Annotated in this window: 17 protein-coding genes; 9 read left to right on the plus strand and 8 right to left on the minus strand. The window is 64.3% G+C overall.

Going from position 1 to position 18,630, the window contains the following annotated elements; genetic code table 11:
• Nucleotides 1-57 precede the first annotated feature (57 nt).
• The 3 genes from ABIE49_RS10810 to ABIE49_RS10820 are packed head-to-tail and all read left to right on the plus strand — an operon-like array spanning nt 58 to nt 4,342.
• On the plus strand, nt 58-747 hold the full coding sequence (locus tag ABIE49_RS10810) for a TetR/AcrR family transcriptional regulator (protein WP_192738099.1): 690 nt from the start codon (nt 58-60) through the stop codon (nt 745-747).
• The gene (locus ABIE49_RS10815; RefSeq protein WP_192738100.1) at nt 744-3,434 is read left to right on the plus strand and encodes a molybdopterin-dependent oxidoreductase; all 2,691 of its coding nucleotides are present in this window, start codon (nt 744-746) and stop codon (nt 3,432-3,434) included. The genes ABIE49_RS10810 and ABIE49_RS10815 overlap by 4 nt, the downstream gene beginning before the upstream one ends.
• The gene (locus ABIE49_RS10820; protein WP_192738101.1) at nt 3,431-4,342 is read left to right on the plus strand and encodes an FAD binding domain-containing protein; all 912 of its coding nucleotides are present in this window, start codon (nt 3,431-3,433) and stop codon (nt 4,340-4,342) included. The genes ABIE49_RS10815 and ABIE49_RS10820 overlap by 4 nt, the downstream gene beginning before the upstream one ends.
• A gap of 50 nt (nt 4,343-4,392) precedes the next feature.
• On the opposite strand, the gene ABIE49_RS10825 is transcribed toward ABIE49_RS10820, so the two are convergent.
• Together ABIE49_RS10825 and ABIE49_RS10830 are read right to left on the minus strand one after the other, a co-directional pair.
• Complete coding sequence (locus ABIE49_RS10825; RefSeq protein WP_192738102.1) at nt 4,393-5,595, minus strand: extensin-like domain-containing protein; 1,203 nt, start codon at nt 5,593-5,595, stop codon at nt 4,393-4,395.
• A 354-nt stretch (nt 5,596-5,949) separates the two neighbouring features.
• Entirely contained in the window at nt 5,950-6,867 is a 918-nt protein-coding gene (locus ABIE49_RS10830) for a DUF2147 domain-containing protein (protein ID WP_192738103.1), read from the minus strand.
• 166 nt (nt 6,868-7,033) lie between these two features.
• Here ABIE49_RS10830 and ABIE49_RS10835 point away from each other — a divergent pair, with 166 nt between their 5' ends.
• The 3 genes from ABIE49_RS10835 (at nt 7,034) to ABIE49_RS10845 (ending at nt 10,086) form a co-directional block, all read left to right on the plus strand.
• Entirely contained in the window at nt 7,034-7,897 is an 864-nt protein-coding gene (locus ABIE49_RS10835) for a DUF2147 domain-containing protein (RefSeq protein ID WP_192738104.1), read from the plus strand.
• A 246-nt stretch (nt 7,898-8,143) separates the two neighbouring features.
• Nucleotides 8,144-8,464, plus strand: a complete 321-nt coding sequence (locus tag ABIE49_RS10840; protein WP_192738105.1) for a hypothetical protein — start codon at nt 8,144-8,146, stop codon at nt 8,462-8,464.
• A 194-nt stretch (nt 8,465-8,658) separates the two neighbouring features.
• A complete protein-coding gene (locus ABIE49_RS10845; RefSeq protein WP_192738106.1) occupies nt 8,659-10,086 on the plus strand; it encodes a FecR family protein in 1,428 nt (475 codons plus the stop codon).
• 122 nt (nt 10,087-10,208) lie between these two features.
• On the opposite strand, the gene ABIE49_RS10850 is transcribed toward ABIE49_RS10845, so the two are convergent.
• Nucleotides 10,209-10,745 carry an NUDIX hydrolase gene (locus ABIE49_RS10850; protein WP_192738107.1) on the minus strand — a complete coding sequence of 179 codons (537 nt, stop codon included), beginning with the start codon at nt 10,743-10,745 and terminating at the stop codon, nt 10,209-10,211.
• Between the two features lie 95 nt (nt 10,746-10,840).
• Here ABIE49_RS10850 and ABIE49_RS10855 point away from each other — a divergent pair, with 95 nt between their 5' ends.
• Nucleotides 10,841-11,272 (plus strand): NUDIX hydrolase, encoded by a 432-nt coding sequence (locus tag ABIE49_RS10855; protein WP_192738108.1) that lies wholly within the window; start codon nt 10,841-10,843, stop codon nt 11,270-11,272.
• A 111-nt stretch (nt 11,273-11,383) separates the two neighbouring features.
• On the opposite strand, the gene ABIE49_RS10860 is transcribed toward ABIE49_RS10855, so the two are convergent.
• Nucleotides 11,384-11,554, minus strand: a complete 171-nt coding sequence (locus tag ABIE49_RS10860) for a hypothetical protein (protein WP_192738109.1) — start codon at nt 11,552-11,554, stop codon at nt 11,384-11,386.
• Between the two features lie 111 nt (nt 11,555-11,665).
• On the minus strand, nt 11,666-12,535 hold the full coding sequence (gene asd / locus ABIE49_RS10865; protein ID WP_192738110.1) for an archaetidylserine decarboxylase: 870 nt from the start codon (nt 12,533-12,535) through the stop codon (nt 11,666-11,668).
• 34 nt (nt 12,536-12,569) lie between these two features.
• Here asd and ABIE49_RS10870 point away from each other — a divergent pair, with 34 nt between their 5' ends.
• Nucleotides 12,570-14,234: an aminotransferase class III-fold pyridoxal phosphate-dependent enzyme gene (locus tag ABIE49_RS10870; RefSeq protein ID WP_192738111.1), complete on the plus strand. Its 1,665-nt coding sequence runs from the start codon at nt 12,570-12,572 to the stop codon at nt 14,232-14,234.
• Nucleotides 14,235-14,453: 219 nt separating this feature from the next.
• Here ABIE49_RS10870 and ABIE49_RS10875 read toward each other — a convergent pair whose 3' ends face one another.
• The 3 genes from ABIE49_RS10875 to ABIE49_RS10885 form a co-directional block, all read right to left on the minus strand.
• Nucleotides 14,454-15,071: a hypothetical protein gene (locus tag ABIE49_RS10875; protein WP_192738112.1), complete on the minus strand. Its 618-nt coding sequence runs from the start codon at nt 15,069-15,071 to the stop codon at nt 14,454-14,456.
• A 124-nt stretch (nt 15,072-15,195) separates the two neighbouring features.
• The gene (locus ABIE49_RS10880; RefSeq protein WP_192738113.1) at nt 15,196-15,885 is read right to left on the minus strand and encodes a class I SAM-dependent methyltransferase; all 690 of its coding nucleotides are present in this window, start codon (nt 15,883-15,885) and stop codon (nt 15,196-15,198) included.
• 37 nt (nt 15,886-15,922) lie between these two features.
• Nucleotides 15,923-16,978: a glycosyltransferase family 4 protein gene (locus tag ABIE49_RS10885; protein ID WP_192738114.1), complete on the minus strand. Its 1,056-nt coding sequence runs from the start codon at nt 16,976-16,978 to the stop codon at nt 15,923-15,925.
• A 135-nt stretch (nt 16,979-17,113) separates the two neighbouring features.
• Between ABIE49_RS10885 and ABIE49_RS10890 the strand changes: the two genes are divergently transcribed.
• On the plus strand, nt 17,114-18,514 hold the full coding sequence (locus ABIE49_RS10890) for a TAXI family TRAP transporter solute-binding subunit (protein WP_192738115.1): 1,401 nt from the start codon (nt 17,114-17,116) through the stop codon (nt 18,512-18,514).
• The last annotated feature ends 116 nt before the right edge of the window (nt 18,515-18,630 follow it).

An 18,630-nucleotide genomic window follows, 5' to 3' on the forward strand; every position in this document is an offset into this window, starting at 1 on the left:
GCGCCCCTACACAAATCCGTCATTTGACACTTCGTCTCATTTTGTCAAATTCGTCAAATGAAGCCCCGCGACCGCATCCTCGACGCCGCCATGCTGGTGTTCCGCCGGCAGGGGTTTCGGCGTTCGTCGATCGAGCAGGCGGCGGAGGCCGCCGGCCTGACGCGGCAGGCGCTCTACCATCATTTCAAGTCCAGGGAAGAACTGTTCCGCGCCGTGATCGAGCGGCTGCATGAGAACGCGTTGGCCGCCGAGATCGCGGCGGGCGAGGCCACCGAAAAGGCCGGCGACGGTCTCGCCGACATCCTGATCGCCGAGATCACCGCGCGGATCGGGCAGTTGATCGCGCCGCTCGAGGGTTCGCCCCATATCGAAGAGCTGTTCTCCGAGCACCTGCTGCAGGCCCGCGATATCTACCAGAAATATGCCGCGCATTATGCCGCGCAGCTGACGTCCACGATCGAACGCGTCTGCCGCACGCAGCGTCTCGCGATCAAGGGCATGACCGCGCCCGACTTCGCGCGCTGCGTCGAGATGGCGTTCAACGGCACCAAGTCCGCCTATCCGGCGATGCAGCCGGCCGACGCCTTCCTGCGGGATTTCGGCATCATGGTGCGCACGCTGGTCGCCGGCGCCGTGAGCCCGTCGCCGAAACCGCGTTCAAGAGACACTGCAAGAAAACCTGCAAGAAAAACTGCAAGCAAACCTGTCGCAAGCAAAACCGCCCGCAAATCAGGAGATCGCAGATGAGTACGATGACGATCAACGGCCGTGTCGCACCCCTGCCCGACGACCTCGACGCCATGCTGATCGATGTGGTTAGAAGCGATCTCGACCTCACCGGCACCAAGCTCGTCTGCGGCGCCGGCGTTTGCGGCGCGTGCACCGTGCTGGTGGATGGCGCGCCGGTGGCGAGTTGCCTGATGCCGGCCCGCGCCGCCGCCGGCAAGACAATCACCACGGTCGAGGGCATCGGCGCCGAAAAGCTGCATCCGATGCAGAAGGCGTTCATGGTGCACGACGCGCTGCAATGCGGATTCTGCACGCCGGGCTTCATTGTCGAGGCCGCGGCGTTCCACGACCACTGGCGCGCAACACGAGGAACGGCAACACCTTCGCGCGAGGAAATCGGCGCGGCGTTGTCGGGGCATCTGTGCCGCTGCGGCGCCTATGACGGCATCTTCAGCGCGGTGGCCGCGGCCTGCAGCGGCCAGTTCGACGGCGGCGACATCGTCTCGCCGCGCGTCGAGGCGCGCGACAAAGTGACGGGTGCGGCGAAATACACCGTCGATGTCAGGCATGAAGGCCAGCTCGAAGGCGTCATCCTGCGCTCGGAGATCGCGCACGGCAAAATCGGCGAACTCGATTTCGCGCCCGCGCTGGCGCTGCCGGGTGTCGGCGCCGCGATCTCGCTGCTCGCCGAAGACCGTATCGTCCGCTTTGTCGGTCAGCCCATCGCCGCCGTCGCGGCCAGGGATCGCAAGACCGCGCTGGCGGCGATTGCCGCGATCAAAATATCCAGTGAAAAGCTGCCGTCAGTGATCGGGCTCGATGAAGCCCGCAAGCCCAATGCGCCCGTGGTGTTCGAAAAGGCGGACCGCAAGAAAGCCGGCAACGTCTCCGAAGGCGGCGGCTCGCCGGCGCCGTGGAAGGCAAACATCCGCGGACCTTCGGCGGCGTTCTCGCTCAAGCCCAAGCTGGTGCGGAGCTGGGTCGAAGGCGCGCGGCACGAGAAAAATCCGCTGCTGGTCGAAGGCGTGTTCCGGACCGGCACGCAATCGCATACCTGTTTGGAGCCGCACGCCACAGTCGCGCATTTCGAAGGCGACCGGCTTACCGTGCATGCCTCGACGCAGAGCGTGTTCCATCTGATGGAGCTGATCGCCAAGCGCTACAAGCTCGACCACGACAAGGTCCGCGTCATTGCCGATCACGTCGGCGGCGGTTTCGGCTCCAAGGCCAGCCTCGGCGCGGAGACGACGATCGCGATCGATCTGGCGCGCGCCGCCAAGGCGCCGGTCCGCGTCGCCTTCGACCGCCACGAAGAGCTTTCGGTAACCGGCTATCGGCCGGCGTCGGAGGTCAAGATCGCGCTGCTGCCGTCCGAGCAAGGCGGCTTGAAAGCGCTATCGGTGACCGCCTATGCCGACACCGGCGCCGCGATCAATTCCACCATCGCCACCCTGGCACGGCTGATCTATCCGGCGGAAGGCAAGGAGCTCGCCGATTTCGACGTCATCAGCAATCTGCCGCCGGGGGCGGCGTTTCGCGGGCCCGGCGGACCGCCGATGGCGTTCGCGGTGGAGCAGGCGATCGACGAGGCCGCGCTGCGGATGAAAGTCGATCCGATCGAGTTGCGCAAACGCTGGGATACCGATCCCAACCGGCGGCGGCTTTATGAATGGGCGCAAGGTCTCGACGTCTGGCGCAACCGGAAATCACCGGCCGAGCAGACCGGCCGCTATCGCCGCGGCGTCGGCGTCGCCACCGGCTACTGGCTTTATCTCTGGCAGCCCGGCTCGAAGGTCGAAGTGTCGGTCAAGGGCGGCCGCCTGATCGCGAGCACCGCGATCCAGGATATCGGCACCGGCAGTCGCACCGTGATCGCCAATACGGTGGCGCGCGAATTCGGCCTCGAACCGCACGAGGTCGAGGTTCACATCGGTGATTCCAGACTGCCGGTAGGCCCGGGCTCAGGCGGCAGCCGCACCACCGCCTCGGTGGTGCCGCCGACATTGCTCGCGATTCAAAAGCTCAAGGCCGCGATCGAAAAAAATGCAAAACGAAAGCCGGCGCCGGGCTCGAATGCGCCGTGGCGCGAATTGCTGGCGGCCTCCCCCGACCTCACCGCATCAGGCGTGCGGCCGGAGGACAGCAGGCAGATGGCGCCGGGCGTTGAGTCGCCGCTGAAGCAGGTGGGGATTCTGGGCTGGATCTTCGGCAAGATGATGCGCTGGATGTCCAACATGGTGATCGGCGCCGGCGTGCCAAGTTCAGTGCAGGTGATCGAGGTCGAAGTCGATACCTGGCTCGGCCACGTTCGCGTCCTCAACGTCCACACCGGCATTGCGGTCGGCAAGATCGCAGCGCCCGCGCTGGCGCGAAGCCAGGCGGCGGGCTCGGTCATTCAAGGCATCGGCTACGCGCTTTACGAAGCGCGCGAGATCGACGGGCGCACCGGCGACACGCTGAGCGGCGGGCTGGAGGATTACCGGATTCCCGGTATTGCCGACACGCCCGTGATCGACGTGCATTTCGATGAAGCCGGCTTCGATCACGTGCTCGGCGGCAGCGTCGGCATCGGCGAGGTCGCCACCGTGCCGACGTCACCGGCGGTCGCCAACGCAATCTACAACGCCACCGGCATCCGGCCGATGGAGTTGCCGATCCGCCCCGACCGTTTGATCTCAGCGCTGAAAGGGAGGGCCGCCGCATGACACCGGCCATGACGACCGAATTCCGCGCCGCCGGCACTGACATTTCCGAACGCCGCCGCAGCGGCGTCTCGAAGGGCCCGCTGATGGATATCGTGCCCGCGTCTGACATCTCGGGCATGAACTGGGGCGCCGACGGCACGCTGCGCATCGGCGCCTACACGACCATCGCCGCGATCGCCGCCGATCGAAGCATCGCCGCCGCCTATCCCGGCATTGCGGCGTCGGCGCAGGGCCTCGCGACGCCGCAGATCCGTCATCTCGCAACGCTCGGCGGCAATATCGCGCAGCGTTCACGCTGCTGGTATTTTCGAAATCCGCATATTGCCTGCCTGAAGAAGGGCGGCACGGATTGTCCGGCCCGCAACGGCAATCACCTCTATCATGTCGCCTTCGATCTCGGCCCCTGCGTGGCACCGCATCCTTCCACGATGGCGGCCGCGCTGCTGGCCTATGATGCGACCATCATCACCTACACGCGAAGCGGCCTGTCGATACCAGACGTGCTGGGTGACGGCTCCAACGGCACAGCCGACAATTTGCTGCAGCCGGGTGAGATGATCCGGGGCATCGAACTGCCCAAGCCCCTGGACGGCGAGCGAGCGTTCTACAAGCGCGCGATCAGCCGCGCCTATGCGGAATGGCCGCTGGTCGAGATCTGCGCCCGCGCGGTCATCAAGGACGGCGCGTTCCAGTTCATCCGCCTCACCGCCGGCGGCATCGCGCCGGTGCCGCTACGCCTGAAGGCGGCGGAAGGCGCCGTGCAAGGCAAGGCGGCCAATGCGTTGAACATTGAAGTGGCTGCCAAGCTTGCGATGTCAGGCGCCAAGCCGTTGCCGATGACGGGCTACAAGCTCGACCTGCTGGAAGGCGTGGTGCGGGATGTGCTGGAGAAGCTGGCGGCTTCGTAGGGTGGGCAAAGGCGCGATGCGCCGTGCCCACCATTTCAACCGCGGGCGAGCTAATGCCCGTCGAACTCGTCTTCTTCGTTGACCTTGCTGTGCCGGTGCGCCCGCCTGCCGCCGAGCGAACCCGTCACGTAGGGCTCGCGCGATGAAGCGTAGGGATTGCGGCCGCCGGCCCTGCCCGCGACCTGATCGCCGGACACCGCAGCCGGCTGGCAGATCACCCGTCCGCTGGAGCGGCGCATAAGATCGACGTGGATATGGTCCTCGTGGTGACGGTTGGAGCCCGGCGCCAGCACGGTGTTGAACTGCTGGCAGGCGCTCGCCTGCACGTCGCGCAGAAAACCCTGTTCTTCCGGCATGCCGCGCCAGCCGCCCTTCACCGTCACGCGCCTGCCATCGGCCAGCGTAAAGGAAGCGATATCAAGCGCGTTGCCAAAAGCGTGCTCGGAAATATGTGAATTAGGATTGCCGTTCATGCCGCGGCAGGAATAGGCGGAGATCTGCCTGATCTCGACCACGCGCACGCCGAACCAGCGCTGAGCGGCCGGCTGCACCGAATCGGCGAGCCAGCGGTCGAGCACCGAGACGATCGGACAGGCCAGCGTCGCGGTCGGCTTGATCGCGACCGGCCCCACCGTGTTGACGGGATCGCCCAGCGTTGGCCCGAGCCGCGGCACAGGCGCCTGCGAATAGGGTGCCGGCGAATAATTCGGGGATGCCGGGTAGCGCTCGCGCGGCGGATAGGAAGGCGCGGCCATATAAGAGCCGCCGCGCGGGTCGCGCGATTGCGGGGCGCCTTCGGCCGGCAGATCGATTTCGTCGTCCTGCTGGGCCACGCCCGGCGCGGTCAGCGAGATCGGCCCGTTGGACGGCCCGCCATAGCTCGGCTGGCGCAGCGCCTGATTGGAATAGGTCTGTGACGGTGCGGCGGCAGGCGCCGGCCGGACCGGCCAGCGCGGCTGGTTGCCGATCGTGCCGGGCGGCCGCAATTCGTCGGCAAAACCGAAACTCGGGCTGCCCTCGCCGAGGGCTGCGACTTTCAGCGGAAATTGCGCGCCACAGGCGCCGGGACCGGAAATCGGGTCAATCCGGACCAGCTCGGGGGTCTCCTTGACCGCACCGGACTTCAGGCATGCGACCTCGGCCTCGGCCCGCCACGGTTCACGCTCGGCGGACTGAAACAGTCCGCGGCCGCAACCCGCCAAGGAGACAAGGACGAAGGAGCCGACGAGATACAAACGAACTCCGCGCGTCATCCGCGCACGTTCGGCGAATTTATTTAAGAAGTCTTCAACACGTTGATTTCATGAATCATTTACCATGTTGCCCGGAACGGCCCGCTGTGGACAGGCCGGGATGGACAACAACGCTGACTTGTTTTGGCGGGGAACGCTTTGTTAGCGTCGAGCGTTATGAGCGGGCACGACGTGAACCAAGGGGTATTCCCATGACCATGGTCAGCAGACTGAGCGTTGTAACCGCGTATCTCGCATTCGCCTTTGTCGGCGCCATTGTGATCGGCGTGTTCTAGGCTTCCGCTTCCAGGCGTGAAGCCAATCGAAAACTGTTCGCCCGGTGGTCGCTCCACCGGGCATTTTCATGCGTGATGATTACGAGCGCGGCTCCGCAGAAGTCTGCCGCGATGACATCAGGCTTTCGTTCCCTGTCGTAATCCGGCGCCAGTTGTTGCCGGAGCAGTAGAAGCGCCCGAGCGCGCAGGCTTCGACGCGCAGCGTGTTCCGGCCTTTCATATTCATGGTGCCGTAATAGGTGTCGCCGCTGGCCTGGCTGTAGACGCTGCCGGTCCACTGCTTCTCGCTCTTCGGCTTCATGTTGATCAGGACGGCCTCGCCCTTGTCGTTTGACGACGAATTGAGCACGTAGCCGCACAGCGCGTTGCCGCATTTGGCGACGCGTACCGATCCCTTGCCTTCGGTCTGCCAGTCTCCAACAGGCGTGTCGGCATCGTCGGCGAAATCATGCGAGACCCGCGAAATCTGCGGCACGACCACCGGCGTCGGGCGCGCCGGCTCGGCCGGCTTCGCAATCGGTGGCGCAGGCGGCGGCGGTGGCGCGGGCGGAACAGCGAGTGTTGCCGGCGGAGCAGGCGACTGCGGCGCGGGCACGATTTGCGTGGCGGCGGCGGCCGGCCTGTACACGGCCGGCGGCGGAGCGGTGACGGATTGAACCAGCGGCGGCGCTACCGCCGGTGCGGTTGGTAATGTCCTCGTTGACTCGCTGATCCTGCGATCATCGCGATAGCGATCATCGTCGTTGTAACGATCACGGTCGTCATAACGACCTCGGTCGTCATAGCGATCCCGGTCGTTGTAACGACCTCGGTCGTCATAACGACTTCGGTTGCGCGAGGTGCCCGAAATCGAAACCGAGGCGCAGGAGGTCGAACGGCAATATCTGGACGAGTCGATCTGGATGCGATGGCCGCCGACCACGAACGAAATCGAGTCGCCAGCATACGCGGACGGACTGAGCAGCATCAGCGCGGCGAGAAAACAGAAACGCTTCATCGGACCCTTCCCGGATTAAGCGCAGAAGCTAGGCCGCGTGCGGTTCCCTGGATGTGATTTGAGTCACCTGGTTCCCCGTGACCTACGTCACAGAAGGCGCGCGCGGCCGGACATATGGTCCGCGCAAGTTCATCGCCAACCAATTCAAGCCGCTCAGGAGGCTCTCATGAAGAAGCTCTACATCCTCGCAGCCCTGCTGTTGGCCACCACCTCGGCCCATGCCGGTGGCATCTCGTTCCAGATCGAAGGCCAGCGCGTGCACATCCATGCGCCGCGCGGCTGTGCCTCGCTGTCCTGCATCAACATCACGGCGCCCGGCTTCAAGGGCCTCAATTCCAACCGCGACGACGACGATGACGACGTCGCACCGGCTCCGGGACGGCCCCAATTCAGCGATTCCAAACGCTATGATGACGACCGGCGCTATAACGACGACAAGCGCTACAACGACGACCGGCGGTACAATGACGATTACGCGCCGACGGCCGGCAAGTCGCGTTACAAGGGCTACCAGGCCAAGCGCTACAACGATGATGACTATGCGGCACCGCCTCCGCGACAGGAACGCGCGCCGGCCCCTGATCAGGCGGCGGCACCCGCGCCTCCCCCGGCCCCGGCTCCGACGACCTATGCCGCCGCGCCTCCGCAAGCCGACGTCGCACCACCGGCCCCTCCTCCGGCTGCCGAGCCTCCTCCCGCCAGGTACGCAGCTCCGGCTCCGATCGACGCGCCTCCCTCGTTCGATCCGGACTCGCCGATCGGCGTCTGGGCCACCGAAGAGAACAAAGGCAATGTGCGCATCGAGCAGTGCGGCGACAATCTCTGCGGCTATGCCGTCAAGACCGGTGAAAAGATCCTGATCAACATGCGGCCGCAGGGCTCGAAATGGGCCGGCCGGATCAACGATCCCAACAGCGGCCGCAAGTACGACTCGACGATGTCGATGAAGAGCAACGGCTCGCTCCGCGTGCAGGGCTGCGCCTTCGGCGGCATGTTCTGCGGCGGCCAGACCTGGAAGCGCGTGAGCTGATCTTTCATCGAACTGGACGTGAAGGGGCCTCGTGGCACGTCACGGGGCCCTTTTCGGGTTTCCATTCGTTAACGACTCCTTACTCGCGATCGACGACGAAACAATTCTCCGCGCGACGAAACCGTTTTTGTCCCGCGACGAAGAAATCCCGAAACCAGGCCCGCGTAGTTGTCTTGCCCAACGAAGCGCCACCCGGCGCGCAACTCGGGCGCACCACTCACCAAACCTGCAAGAGGGACACACACCATGGCTTTCGCACGCTCCACCATCCGTAACTGGCAATTGCTGATCGCGGCCACGCTTGCGTTCGGGATGCTGACGACCGTTTCCCAGGCCCATACGCAAGAGCAGGAGCAGATGTGCGCCGGCGACGCAATGCGGCTGTGCGGAGCGGAAATTCCCGATGTCGATCGCGTCACCGCCTGCATGATCCGGCAGCGCGCGTCGCTCAGCGACGGTTGCAAGGCCGTATTCCGCTACGAGCCCCCGGCCGCGACGCCCGTCAGCTACGCGCCGTCGGCGAGGCCGTCGAAGCCGCTGAACCTGACCCCGAACAAGCGCGGCTGATCAACGCTCTATGCAAGATGAGAAAGCGCCATGCCCGGCAATGCCGGACGTGGCGCTTGTCCGTTCTGCCTGACCATGACAACAAGGCGGAAACGTTCATCCCGCATTCAGCCCGGCAGCGCTGAAATCGCGGCGCCGCTCCTCGCCCTCGTCTCTCCCTGACCTCCCGCCCTGATTTCCCGGAACTCTCCTTGATGCTGCGCCGGTTGCGATTCGCGCTTCTGCTGTTGGTTTGCGGTACGCTGGTTGGCGCGACGAACGGTTTCGCAGGCCCCTCCGTCACAGCACGATCGGCGCAGGCCGAACCTGCGCCCGCGGCGCCGGCACAGGCCGCGCCCGATCCGGCGGCTCCCGCGGCCGACGCACAACAGGCCGCGGAAGAGCCGATCGGCAATGTCGCGACCGTGATCGGCAGCGCCAGCGTGGTCCGCAACAACGAGACCACACCGCTCAAGGTCAAGGACGACATCTATTTGAACGACGTCGTGCAGACCGGCGCAAAATCTTCGCTCGGCATCACCTTCAGCGACGCCACCACCTTTAACCTCAAGGCGAATTCGCAGATCACCATCGACAGCTATGTCTATGAGGATGGCGGCAAGCAAAATGCCGGCGTGTTCGACGTCGCCAAGGGCACGGTTGCCTTCGTCGCCGCCGCCGTCGCCAAGACCGGCGACATGAAAATCACCACACCGACCGCGACGCTCGGCATTCGCGGCACCACCGGCCTCGTCGAGGTGCCGGAAGGTGCGGCCGCCAACAGTCCGAACAACGTCGCCATCAAACTCTATCCCGACGCAGACGGCAGGGTTGGACGCATCGAGGTCAACGACCGCGCTGGCGCGCGGCTGGGTTTCCTCAGCCAAGGCTCCAGCGGCTTTACGATTCGCCCAGGCAGCGGCGGCGTGCGCTTTGCCGCGGTGCCGCTGACGATTTCGCCGCAGCAGGTGCTGCGCGATCAGGGTTTTGTGCGCCAGGTGCACTCGACGCAAAATCTCGGCCGCCGCGTCTTCAACGAGCAGCGCGACTTCCGCCGCGCCAACCCCGGCTTCAATCGTGGCAACGCACCGCGCCGCGGACCGCAGCAAAACGGATTGCCAGGACAGAACCGCACCGGCCAGCAACCGGGCCTGCCAAACCGTCCGGGACAGCAACAGCCCGGTCTGCAGAACCGTCCCGGACAACAGCAGCAGCCGGGTCAGCAGATCCGTCCCGGGCAACAACAATTGCAGAACCGGCCGGGCCAGCCGCAACAGCTGCAGCAACCGGGCTCGCCTGACCGACAGGGTCAGCAGTTGCAGCGACCGGGATCGACGCCATCAGGCTCGCCACGTGAGACCGGCCTGCCGCCGCGACCCGGTCAAACGCAGCAACCGGTGACGGCCGGACGACTGGGCGCGCCCGCGCAAACCGGTGCACCTTCGCAAGCCGGCGGACCGCAGCGCGTCCAGCAGCCCGGCGGTCAACAACAGGGCGTTCAACAACCGGGCTTCCGGCAAGGCCTGCGGCCAGGTGGTTTGCAGGCTGCGCCCGGTGTGGTGCGGCAAGGTCAGCCGGTGAGACCTGCGCCAGGTCGCGCGCCACAGCCAAGGGGAAGCAAGCCGCCGAAAGATGTGCGGTAGCTTAGCTTCACTCTCCGTCATGGCCGGGCTTGACCCGGCCATCCACGTCTTACTTTTGCTTCAAGAAAGACGGTCATGCCCGGCACAAGGCCGGGCATGACGAGCTAAATGCTTGAACCAACTCACGCCGCGCGTCGAAACCAATCCCGCATTTTCTGCACGAGGCTGCGTCGATCCGGGCCTTCGCTGATCGTTTCAATTCGGATTGGCTCCGGCACACGGGCGACTGATGTACCGGCCTGCGCGACCCTCCCTGCAGCCAGCGCGATCGGGCCGACATTTTCCAGAAACGCACGCTCATAGCCGCGCGACAGCCGCTCGACCGCGTCGGCCAGCGGCAACCACTCGACCGCCTTCACGTCGCGCATCAGTTTGCGGACCGGCTCGGCTCCCGCTTCCATCCGCCAGAAGTGCACGACCTTGGAGCCGCCGCGGGATTCGTAAACCAGCGTGCCGATGAACTCGTGCACGGCGACATCGTGCCCGGTCTCTTCATTGACTTCGCGCTCGGCCGCGTCGCGCGGCGTCTCGCCGCGATCGAGCTTGCCCTTGGGCAGAACCCATTCGTTGCGCTTGCGCAGGCGCACGATCGCGACCAGCGGCGTCGCCGCCTGCCGCAATACAATGCCTCCCGCCGCCAACACAGGCGTCCGCGCCATCGCCACCCTCTCCGATCATCGTTGGAATTCCCCACACATAGAGAATTTCACGCGGCGATGCTACCGTCTGTGTTCGTCAGCCCAGAGACGCCGCCATGCACGACAAAGCCGCCAGAACCGTCGGTGCTCTGTTGATCGGATCAACCGGGAAGGTCCTTCTCGGCTTGCGCGCGCCCTCGAAAAAGGTTTGGCCAGGCCATTGGGACACGATCGGCGGACATGTCGAGGATGGCGAGAACCTTGATGATGCCTTGATCCGTGAGGTTCAGGAAGAGACCGGGGTGACACCGACCGAGTTCCGCCTGATCACAGCGGTCAGGGAGCGCCGGCCAGAGCTCTATGGCGATGCGCTGCATCACATCTATGCCGTGACCGCCTGGCAAGGCGGCGATCCCGCCAATATGTGCGATGAACATACCGAACTGCGATGGTTCAGCATCGGCGAGATGCGCGGACTCGCGAACATCGTGGACGCCGACTATCCCTCCCTTGCCGAGCTCGGCATAGCAGGAGGCGTCCGCCCCTGACGGCCGGCACGCAGCGAAAGCAGGGCCGCTCGCGGCGGCTTCTCTCATTTTGATTTTACTGATTGATTTACTGAGCCACGCCGCCGGGTCGCTTCGGCGCTGACAACGCGGTCAGCCCTTGCGTGCCATTGCTGAAAGTCCTTCCCCGATTGACTTCAGGGCGTCAGAGAACGAGCTTCGGAACATGGCGCCACCGGAGATGGACTCAAGCTCAGCATCCTTCAAGACTTGCTCGCCCAATGTGCGCGGGATTCCATTGATCGACTTGCTGGTCTGCGTCATGGCACTGCTCCCTTGTTTGCTGGGGAGGTGTTAGCGGAGCCAGGATAATCGCACCATGTAGTGGCGCCTCGGTGATCCAGCTCACAGTCGCGGCCAGAGCTTGCAACACAATCATCCCGCCGGTTTCCACAGCAGCGCCTCGCCGGCGTGAACGCGCGCACCCTCAATGACATTGTCGGCGAACTCAAAATTTTCCGGCGCCAGCACGATGATGGTCGAACCGTGCTCGAACCAGCCGAGCTCATCACCCTTGCGCACGCGCGCGTCACAGGGAAACTCCACCGGCCCCCTGCTCTGCGCGTTGAGGGTCACATCCAGAAAGTGCAGGCGGATACTGGCGACCAGGATCGCGGCGACCGGCACCAAGGTCAGCGCTTCGCCGGAGGCAAGCCGCGTCTCCAGCACCGCGCGCTCGTTCTTGCAGAACAGCCGCTCCACCCTCTTCAACGCAATCGGATTGACGTTCCAGACGTCGCCATGGATGAACCTCACCCGCTCGATCGTGGCGTCATAGGGCGCGTGGAAGCGGTGATACATGCTCGAGGTCAGCCGCAGCGTCAGGTAACGGCCGTTGCGGTGACGCTCCACCAAAGCGGGATCGCCGAGCAGGTCCAGCAGCGAATACGGCGCGCCCTTGATCTGGAACAGTCTTGTATCTTCGATCCGGCCGAACGCCCCGATGATGCCGTCGGAGGGGCTGGCGACGACGCCCGGATCCGGGTCGGCGGGGCGCAGGCCCGGCCGCAGCTCGCGGGTAAAGCAATCATGCAGGCTCTTGAACTCCGTCTTCTTCGCCTCCGACAGGTCGAGATCGGAGAACAGCCGCCAGCAGGCGATCGAGGCGTCCCGCACCAGCGGGTTCTCGATCTTGCTGAACCACCCCATGAAGCGAGTGATCGCCGCCCGGGGAATCCGGTTGGTCAGCAGGAAATTGAGGTCTTCCTGCTGGGTAAAGGCCGAAATCAGGCCTTTGACTGTCATGAATCTGTTAGCAGGATTAGCTAGCGCTGGTGGCATGGATTCGCCCCTTTCGATTCTGTCGCTGTCCGCCGTTGCGATTGCCGGCGCCGCGGTGACCTTCCCCAAATTGCAGGCGCGGCTGGCGCTGTCGCGCGCCAAGCACCGCTCGCTGACCGGCCATTCCAAGATGTCCAAGATCGTCGCGCGGCTGATGCCGCATTACGAATTCGATATCGGCGACTTCTTCCGCTCCGACGGCGCGCCGGCCGATGTCGCGGCGCAGCGCCAGGACGGCTTCTTCCGGCTCGCCGGCGTGTATCAGGACCGTTATCCCAAGGGCCGGCAGATGACCGCCGAGGCGGCCGAGCACATTTCCGACCTGCAATTCACCGAAGCCTACCGGGTGCCGTTCCAGTACAGCCGCCTGGTGCGCGAGCATCTTTCCACCAGCGCCTTCGTGCAGTCCTCGTCCGGCGTCACCGTCACCGATGTCGACGGCAATGTCTCCTACGACCTGACCGGCTCGTACGGCGTCAACATTTTCGGTAACGACTTCTACAAGGACTGCATCACCGAGTCGGAAAAGCGCGCGCAGGCGCTCGGACCGGTGCTCGGCCCCTATCACCCCGTCATCACCGACAACGTCAAGCGTCTCTGCGAGATTTCCGGCCTCGACGAAGTCTCGTTCCACATGTCCGGCACCGAAGCCGTGATGCAGGCGGTCCGGCTGGCGCGCTACCACACCAAGCGCACGCATCTGGTTCGCTTTGCCGGCGCCTATCACGGCTGGTGGGGCGACGTGCAGCCCGGCGTCGGCAATCCCGTGTCGCCGCACGAGACCTATACGCTCGCCGATATGTCCGAGCGCACGCTGCACGTTTTGAAGACCCGCCGCGACATCGCCTGCGTGCTGGTCAATCCTCTGCAGGCGCTGCACCCGAACGCCAACGCGCCCGGCGATTCCGCGCTGGTCGACAGCTCCCGGTCCGGCAATTTCGATCGCGCCGCCTATACCGAATGGCTGAAGAAGCTCCGCGAGGTCTGCACCGAACGCGGCATCGTGCTGATCTTTGACGAGGTCTTTGTCGGCTTCCGCCTCGCCGCCGGCGGCGCGCAGGAATACTTTGGCGTCCGCGCCGACATGGTGACGTACGGAAAAAGCCTTGCGGGTGGACTTCCGGTCGGCGTGGTCTGCGGCGCTAAGGATCTGATGCGGCGTTTTCGCGACGATCGCCCCGCCGACATCTGCTTTGCCCGCGGCACCTTCAATTCGCATCCCTACGTCATGACGGCGATGGACGAATTCCTCGGCCGGCTCGCCAGCCCGAATTTCAATTCGGTCTATAGCGGGCTCGACGAGACCTGGAACGCGCGCGCCAAGACGCTCAACGACCGGCTCGCCGCGCAGGACCTTCCCGTGCGCGTCAGCAATCTGTCGTCGATCTGGATGGTGCATTATACCGAGCCGTCCCGTTACAACTGGATGCTGCAATATTACCTGCGCGCCGAAGGGCTGGCGCTGAGCTGGGTCGGCACCGGCCGGCTGATCTTCAGCCTGAACTATACCGATGACGATTTTTCCGTGGTCGCCGACCGCTTCGTTAGCGCCACCGAGAAGATGAAGCGCGACGGCTGGTGGTGGCAGGGTGCTGCGCTCACCAACAAGAACATCAAGCGGCAGATCCTCAAAGAACTGTTTGCAAAGCGTTTCGGGCGCTGAGAGTGCGCTTTCGATAGTCATCACAGCCCGGCTACCTCCTCCGTCATTGCCTGCGACAAACGCGAAGCGTTTGCGCAAGGGAGCGAAGCGACGAAGCAATCCATCTATCCTCGTGTCGAGGGGTGGATTGCTTCGCTTCGCTCGCAATGACGGAGCTCCAAAGACGTGGATGCCCGGGACGAGCCCGGGCATGACGCATTTCGTGACAAGTCAAATCGATCAGGCGTGCTTGACATGCTTCTCGAGGCCCGGGTCGATCAGCTCGCCCTTCATCAGGGCGAGCGGCGCCTTGTAGTAGAGCTTGAGGTCGCTGAACGGGTCGGTGATGATCTTGGTCATCCAGACCAGGCCAGTCTCGACGTCGCGGATGAAGAACAGGTGGATGGTGCGGAACAGCAGCCCGCCGATACCGATCGCCAGCCAGATCTTGGCGACCTGACGCATGAAGTCCGCCGTCGTCTCCCACGGCGCGAACATGCCAAGCAGGGTCGGATCGAGATACAGCACCGCGGGCGACAGCGCCCAGATCACCATCAGCACGACCTTGCGCTGCAGATTATAGCCGACCTTGATCTCTTCCTTGTGCTCGTGGGTGGCATGGTTGACGTGGTCATAGCCTTTGGGCTCGAAGAAGAAATGCCCGGCCTGGCGCGACGTCATCGACACCAGCCAGCCGACCAGCGCCGACACCACCGGATCGATGAAGAGCATGACATAGGCGAACAGAAAGCTCGCGGCGCTGACGAAGTGCAGCGACTGGTTGATGCGGCTGTGGTGATAGTAGCGATGGTCGTCCCAGCGCTGGGTTCGCAGTTCCTGCATGAAGTTCTTGATCATGATGATCTCCCCCAAAATTCTTTCGGGTTAAGGATTAACGGGATTCGATGTCCGGCGTATGACATCATCTAAATGTCATATGAAGTTTCGCGGCGCCGCATTGACGCAGCGCCGCTACGGCGCGCTACGCTGCCTTCGCGACGTCGACTTTGCGAAAACGCACCAGCGAGAAGTGGCCGAGCGGCGGCACCAGGCGGCGCTCCGCCAGCTCCATGCCGCGCGCGCCGGCGAGCCACTGCGCGTAGCGCGACCAGGCGAACTCGGCGGTGCGGAAGCCGAGCGGGCGAACCACCGGCTGCAGGCGCTGCTCGATGAAGCGGCGCACACCGGCGTCCGCACTGACGCGGGTCAGGATGATGAGTTCGCCGCCGGGCCGCAGCACGCGGGCGAATTCGTCGAGCGCCGCTTCCGGGTTCGGCACGGCCGTGACGACATACTGCGCCATCACCACGTCGAAGGAGTTGTCGGGGAATTCGAGCTTCTCGGCGTCCATGACAGCCAGGCCCTCGACGTTCTTCAGCTTGAGCTCGTCGACACGCTTCTTGGCCTTCTGCAGCATCGCTTCGGAAATGTCGGTGCCGAAGATGCGTAAGTGGGCCGCGTATTGCGGCAGCGAGATGCCGGTGCCGACACCGACCTCGAGTACCCGGCCGCCGATCTTGTTGGTGGCCTGAATGGCCGCCTTGCGGCCCTTGCTGAACACGCCGCCGAACACGAGGTCATATACCGGCGCCCAGCGGTCGTAGGCCTGCTCGACCGTCTCGCGGTCGAAGTCCAACGCTCTGGTGCCGTCAAGCTTGATGATGTCTGCCATGGTCTGCCTTCTCGTCTCTCTTCAAAAGTAGATTGAACTAACCCTGTACGGCGCTGGTGCCGGGGATGCGGCGCGCCGGCAGCGTGGCGCGACTGGGCTGCAGCGCGGCCAGATTGCCGATGAACTGACGGGCGCTGTTCTCCCAGGAGCGTCCCAGCGCAAAATTCCGGCACGCCTCGCGCGACATCGTCAGCGCGCGCAGGCAGGCGCTGCGCAGATCCCAGTCCAGCGCGCCGATCGGATGATCGGCGATGACGTCCAACGGCCCGGTAACCGGAAACGCCGCAACCGGCGTGCCGCAGGCCAGCGCTTCCAGCTGCACCACGCCGAACGTGTCGGTGAGGCTCGGAAACACAAAGACATCGGCGGCGGCGAGATGCGACCTGAGATCCTCGCCCTTCTTCTCGCCGAGGAAGACGGCGTGCGGATATTTCTGCGCGAGCTGCGCCCGCTGCGGCCCGTCGCCGACAACGACTTTCGTTCCCGGCAGATCGAGCGCGAGAAACGCTTCGAGATTCTTTTCAACGGCAACGCGGCCCATGGTCATGAAGATCGGGCGCGGCAGGTCGATCGTGGCCGGGCTTTCAGGCGAGAACAAATCGGTGTCGACGCCGCGCGTCCAGAAGCCAAGCTTGCGAAAACCGCGCTCGCTGAGCTCCTGCCGCAAGGAGGCGGTCGCGACCATCGTGGTCGACGCCGCCGCATGAAAATGCCGCAACAAGGCGTAGCCGACGCCGGCCGGGATCATGGTGCGGACCGCGACATATTCCGGGAAGCGCGTGGTGTAGGACGTGGTAAACGCGAGCTTGCGGCGGCGGCAATAGCCGCGCACCGCCCAGCCGATCGGGCCTTCGGTCGCGATATGAATTGCCTCGGGCGCCGCCGCCTCGATCCGGCGAGCGATCTCGCGGCGGTTCGGCAGCGCGATGCGCAAGCCGGGATAGGTGGGAACGCCGACGGACGGAAATCCGTCAGGCGTCAGGAAGCTGATCTCGGCGTCAAGCTTGGACGCACTGCGCGCCAGCGAGGTTAACGTCCGGACCACGCCATTCACCTGCGGATGCCAGGCGTCGGTTGCTATCAATACCCGCATGTCGGGACCCCGGGATTATCCATGATTCTCACTTCCCGACGTTCGTTCATGGATATTTCAAGCGTATGACGTCATCGATCTGTAAGGATGTTTTTCCCGTCGCCCCGGCGCTTTTTCGTGTAACGTGACAGTACGATGTCAAACCCGAACGCAAATTCCGCTCCATCCCGCCCGCGCCGGAAGCGAAAGAACAATTCGCTGCTGGTGCTCGCCGCCGGAATTTTCATTTTCGGCGCCGCCGCCGCCACGCTTTATTATCTGTTGCAGCCGACCACCTTGCGGATTGCGGTTGGCCCGCCCGGAAGCGACGATCAGAAACTGATCCAGCTGATGGCGCAGACCTTCGCGCGCGACCACAGCTCGGTTCGGCTGTCGCTCGTTTCGACCCCGGGCGCGGTCGAGAGCATCGCGCTGTTCAACACCGGCAAGGCCGACCTTGCGGTGGCGCGCGGCGATCTGAACCTGCCGGCCAATGCCGAGTCGGTTGCCATCCTGCGCAAGAACGTCGTCGTGCTGTGGGCGCCGTCAGGCATCGCGCCAAAGGGCTCCAAGAAAACGCCAGTGGCCAAGATCAAGAGCCTCGACGAACTCGCCGGACACCGCGTCGGCGTCGTCGGACGAACAGAGGCCAACGTCAAGCTGCTGCGCACGATCCTGACCGAGGCCGGCATCAAGGTCGACAAGGTGACGATCACCCAGTTCGGCGTCAATCAGCTCGCCGAGATGGCGCGCGACCAGACCGTCGACGCGTTCATGACGGTCGGCCCGCTCAACAGCAAGATCACCGTCGATGCGATCAACGCCACCGTGGCGGTCCGCGGCGAACCGAAGTTTCTCCCGATCGACGTGTCGGAGACGATTTCTAAGAAGCATCCGGTCTATGAAGCCGAAGAAATTCCCGGCAGCATCTTCGCATCATCTCCGGCGCGCCCCGAAGACAAGATCGATACCGTCAGCGTCAACCATCTGATCATCGCGCCGAAGTTGCTGTCCGACACCGCGGTCGGCGCGCTCGCACGCCAGATCTTTACCCATCGCCAGCAGCTGGCGCGCGAATTGCCGAGCGCCTCGCAAATCGAGAAACCGGACACCGACAAGGACGCCGCGCTGCCCGCGCATACCGGCGCCGCCGCCTATATCGACGGCAACGAGCGGACGTTCCTCGAAAGAAACAGCGACTATCTCTGGTTCGCGGTCATGGTGTTCTCGGGCATCGGCTCGGCATGGGCGTGGCTGCAGCATTACTGGAAGCGCGAAGAGCGCGCGCAATATGCCGGGCATCGCGACAATCTGCTCGACCTGATTTCGAAGGCGCGCACGGCTGAAACGCCTGAAGAATTGTTCGAGATGCAGGGCACGGCGGATGCGCTGCTGCGCGAGGCGCTCGACTGTCACGAGGACGGTGCGATCGAGGACGGGGAATTAGCCGCGATCGGGCTGGCGCTCGAGCAATTCCACCATGCGGTGACCGACCGCCGCGCCACGATCGCTGCCATGGCACCCGACGCGCAGCGGCTGCGGGCGCTGCAGGCCTAAGCAAAACGGCGGCTTTTTCTCCATTTTTTTTAATGCTTTGCGCACGAACAGCGCAGCGCCGTCACGTCCCCAAACCCTGCGACGAAGCCGTCCTGAAACAATTCCCTAACGCGACG

It is taken from the genome of Bradyrhizobium sp. OAE829 (assembly GCF_040546575.1).
Taxonomy (GTDB): domain Bacteria; phylum Pseudomonadota; class Alphaproteobacteria; order Rhizobiales; family Xanthobacteraceae; genus Bradyrhizobium.

Bases quoted from the DNA above. Each gene is read 5' to 3' on its own strand.
- ABIE49_RS10810 (WP_192738099.1), top strand. From the start codon at position 58: ATGAAGCCCCGCGACCGCATCCTCGACGCCGCCATGCTGGTGTTCCGC.
- ABIE49_RS10815 (WP_192738100.1), top strand. From the start codon at position 744: ATGAGTACGATGACGATCAACGGCCGTGTCGCACCCCTGCCCGACGAC.
- ABIE49_RS10820 (WP_192738101.1), top strand. From the start codon at position 3,431: ATGACACCGGCCATGACGACCGAATTCCGCGCCGCCGGCACTGACATT.
- ABIE49_RS10825 (WP_192738102.1), bottom strand. From the start codon at position 5,595: ATGACGCGCGGAGTTCGTTTGTATCTCGTCGGCTCCTTCGTCCTTGTC.
- ABIE49_RS10830 (WP_192738103.1), bottom strand. From the start codon at position 6,867: ATGAAGCGTTTCTGTTTTCTCGCCGCGCTGATGCTGCTCAGTCCGTCC.
- ABIE49_RS10835 (WP_192738104.1), top strand. From the start codon at position 7,034: ATGAAGAAGCTCTACATCCTCGCAGCCCTGCTGTTGGCCACCACCTCG.
- ABIE49_RS10840 (WP_192738105.1), top strand. From the start codon at position 8,144: ATGGCTTTCGCACGCTCCACCATCCGTAACTGGCAATTGCTGATCGCG.
- ABIE49_RS10845 (WP_192738106.1), top strand. From the start codon at position 8,659: ATGCTGCGCCGGTTGCGATTCGCGCTTCTGCTGTTGGTTTGCGGTACG.
- ABIE49_RS10850 (WP_192738107.1), bottom strand. From the start codon at position 10,745: ATGGCGCGGACGCCTGTGTTGGCGGCGGGAGGCATTGTATTGCGGCAG.
- ABIE49_RS10855 (WP_192738108.1), top strand. From the start codon at position 10,841: ATGCACGACAAAGCCGCCAGAACCGTCGGTGCTCTGTTGATCGGATCA.
- ABIE49_RS10860 (WP_192738109.1), bottom strand. From the start codon at position 11,554: ATGACGCAGACCAGCAAGTCGATCAATGGAATCCCGCGCACATTGGGC.
- asd (WP_192738110.1), bottom strand. From the start codon at position 12,535: ATGACAGTCAAAGGCCTGATTTCGGCCTTTACCCAGCAGGAAGACCTC.
- ABIE49_RS10870 (WP_192738111.1), top strand. From the start codon at position 12,570: ATGGATTCGCCCCTTTCGATTCTGTCGCTGTCCGCCGTTGCGATTGCC.
- ABIE49_RS10875 (WP_192738112.1), bottom strand. From the start codon at position 15,071: ATGATCAAGAACTTCATGCAGGAACTGCGAACCCAGCGCTGGGACGAC.
- ABIE49_RS10880 (WP_192738113.1), bottom strand. From the start codon at position 15,885: ATGGCAGACATCATCAAGCTTGACGGCACCAGAGCGTTGGACTTCGAC.
- ABIE49_RS10885 (WP_192738114.1), bottom strand. From the start codon at position 16,978: ATGCGGGTATTGATAGCAACCGACGCCTGGCATCCGCAGGTGAATGGC.
- ABIE49_RS10890 (WP_192738115.1), top strand. From the start codon at position 17,114: ATGTCAAACCCGAACGCAAATTCCGCTCCATCCCGCCCGCGCCGGAAG.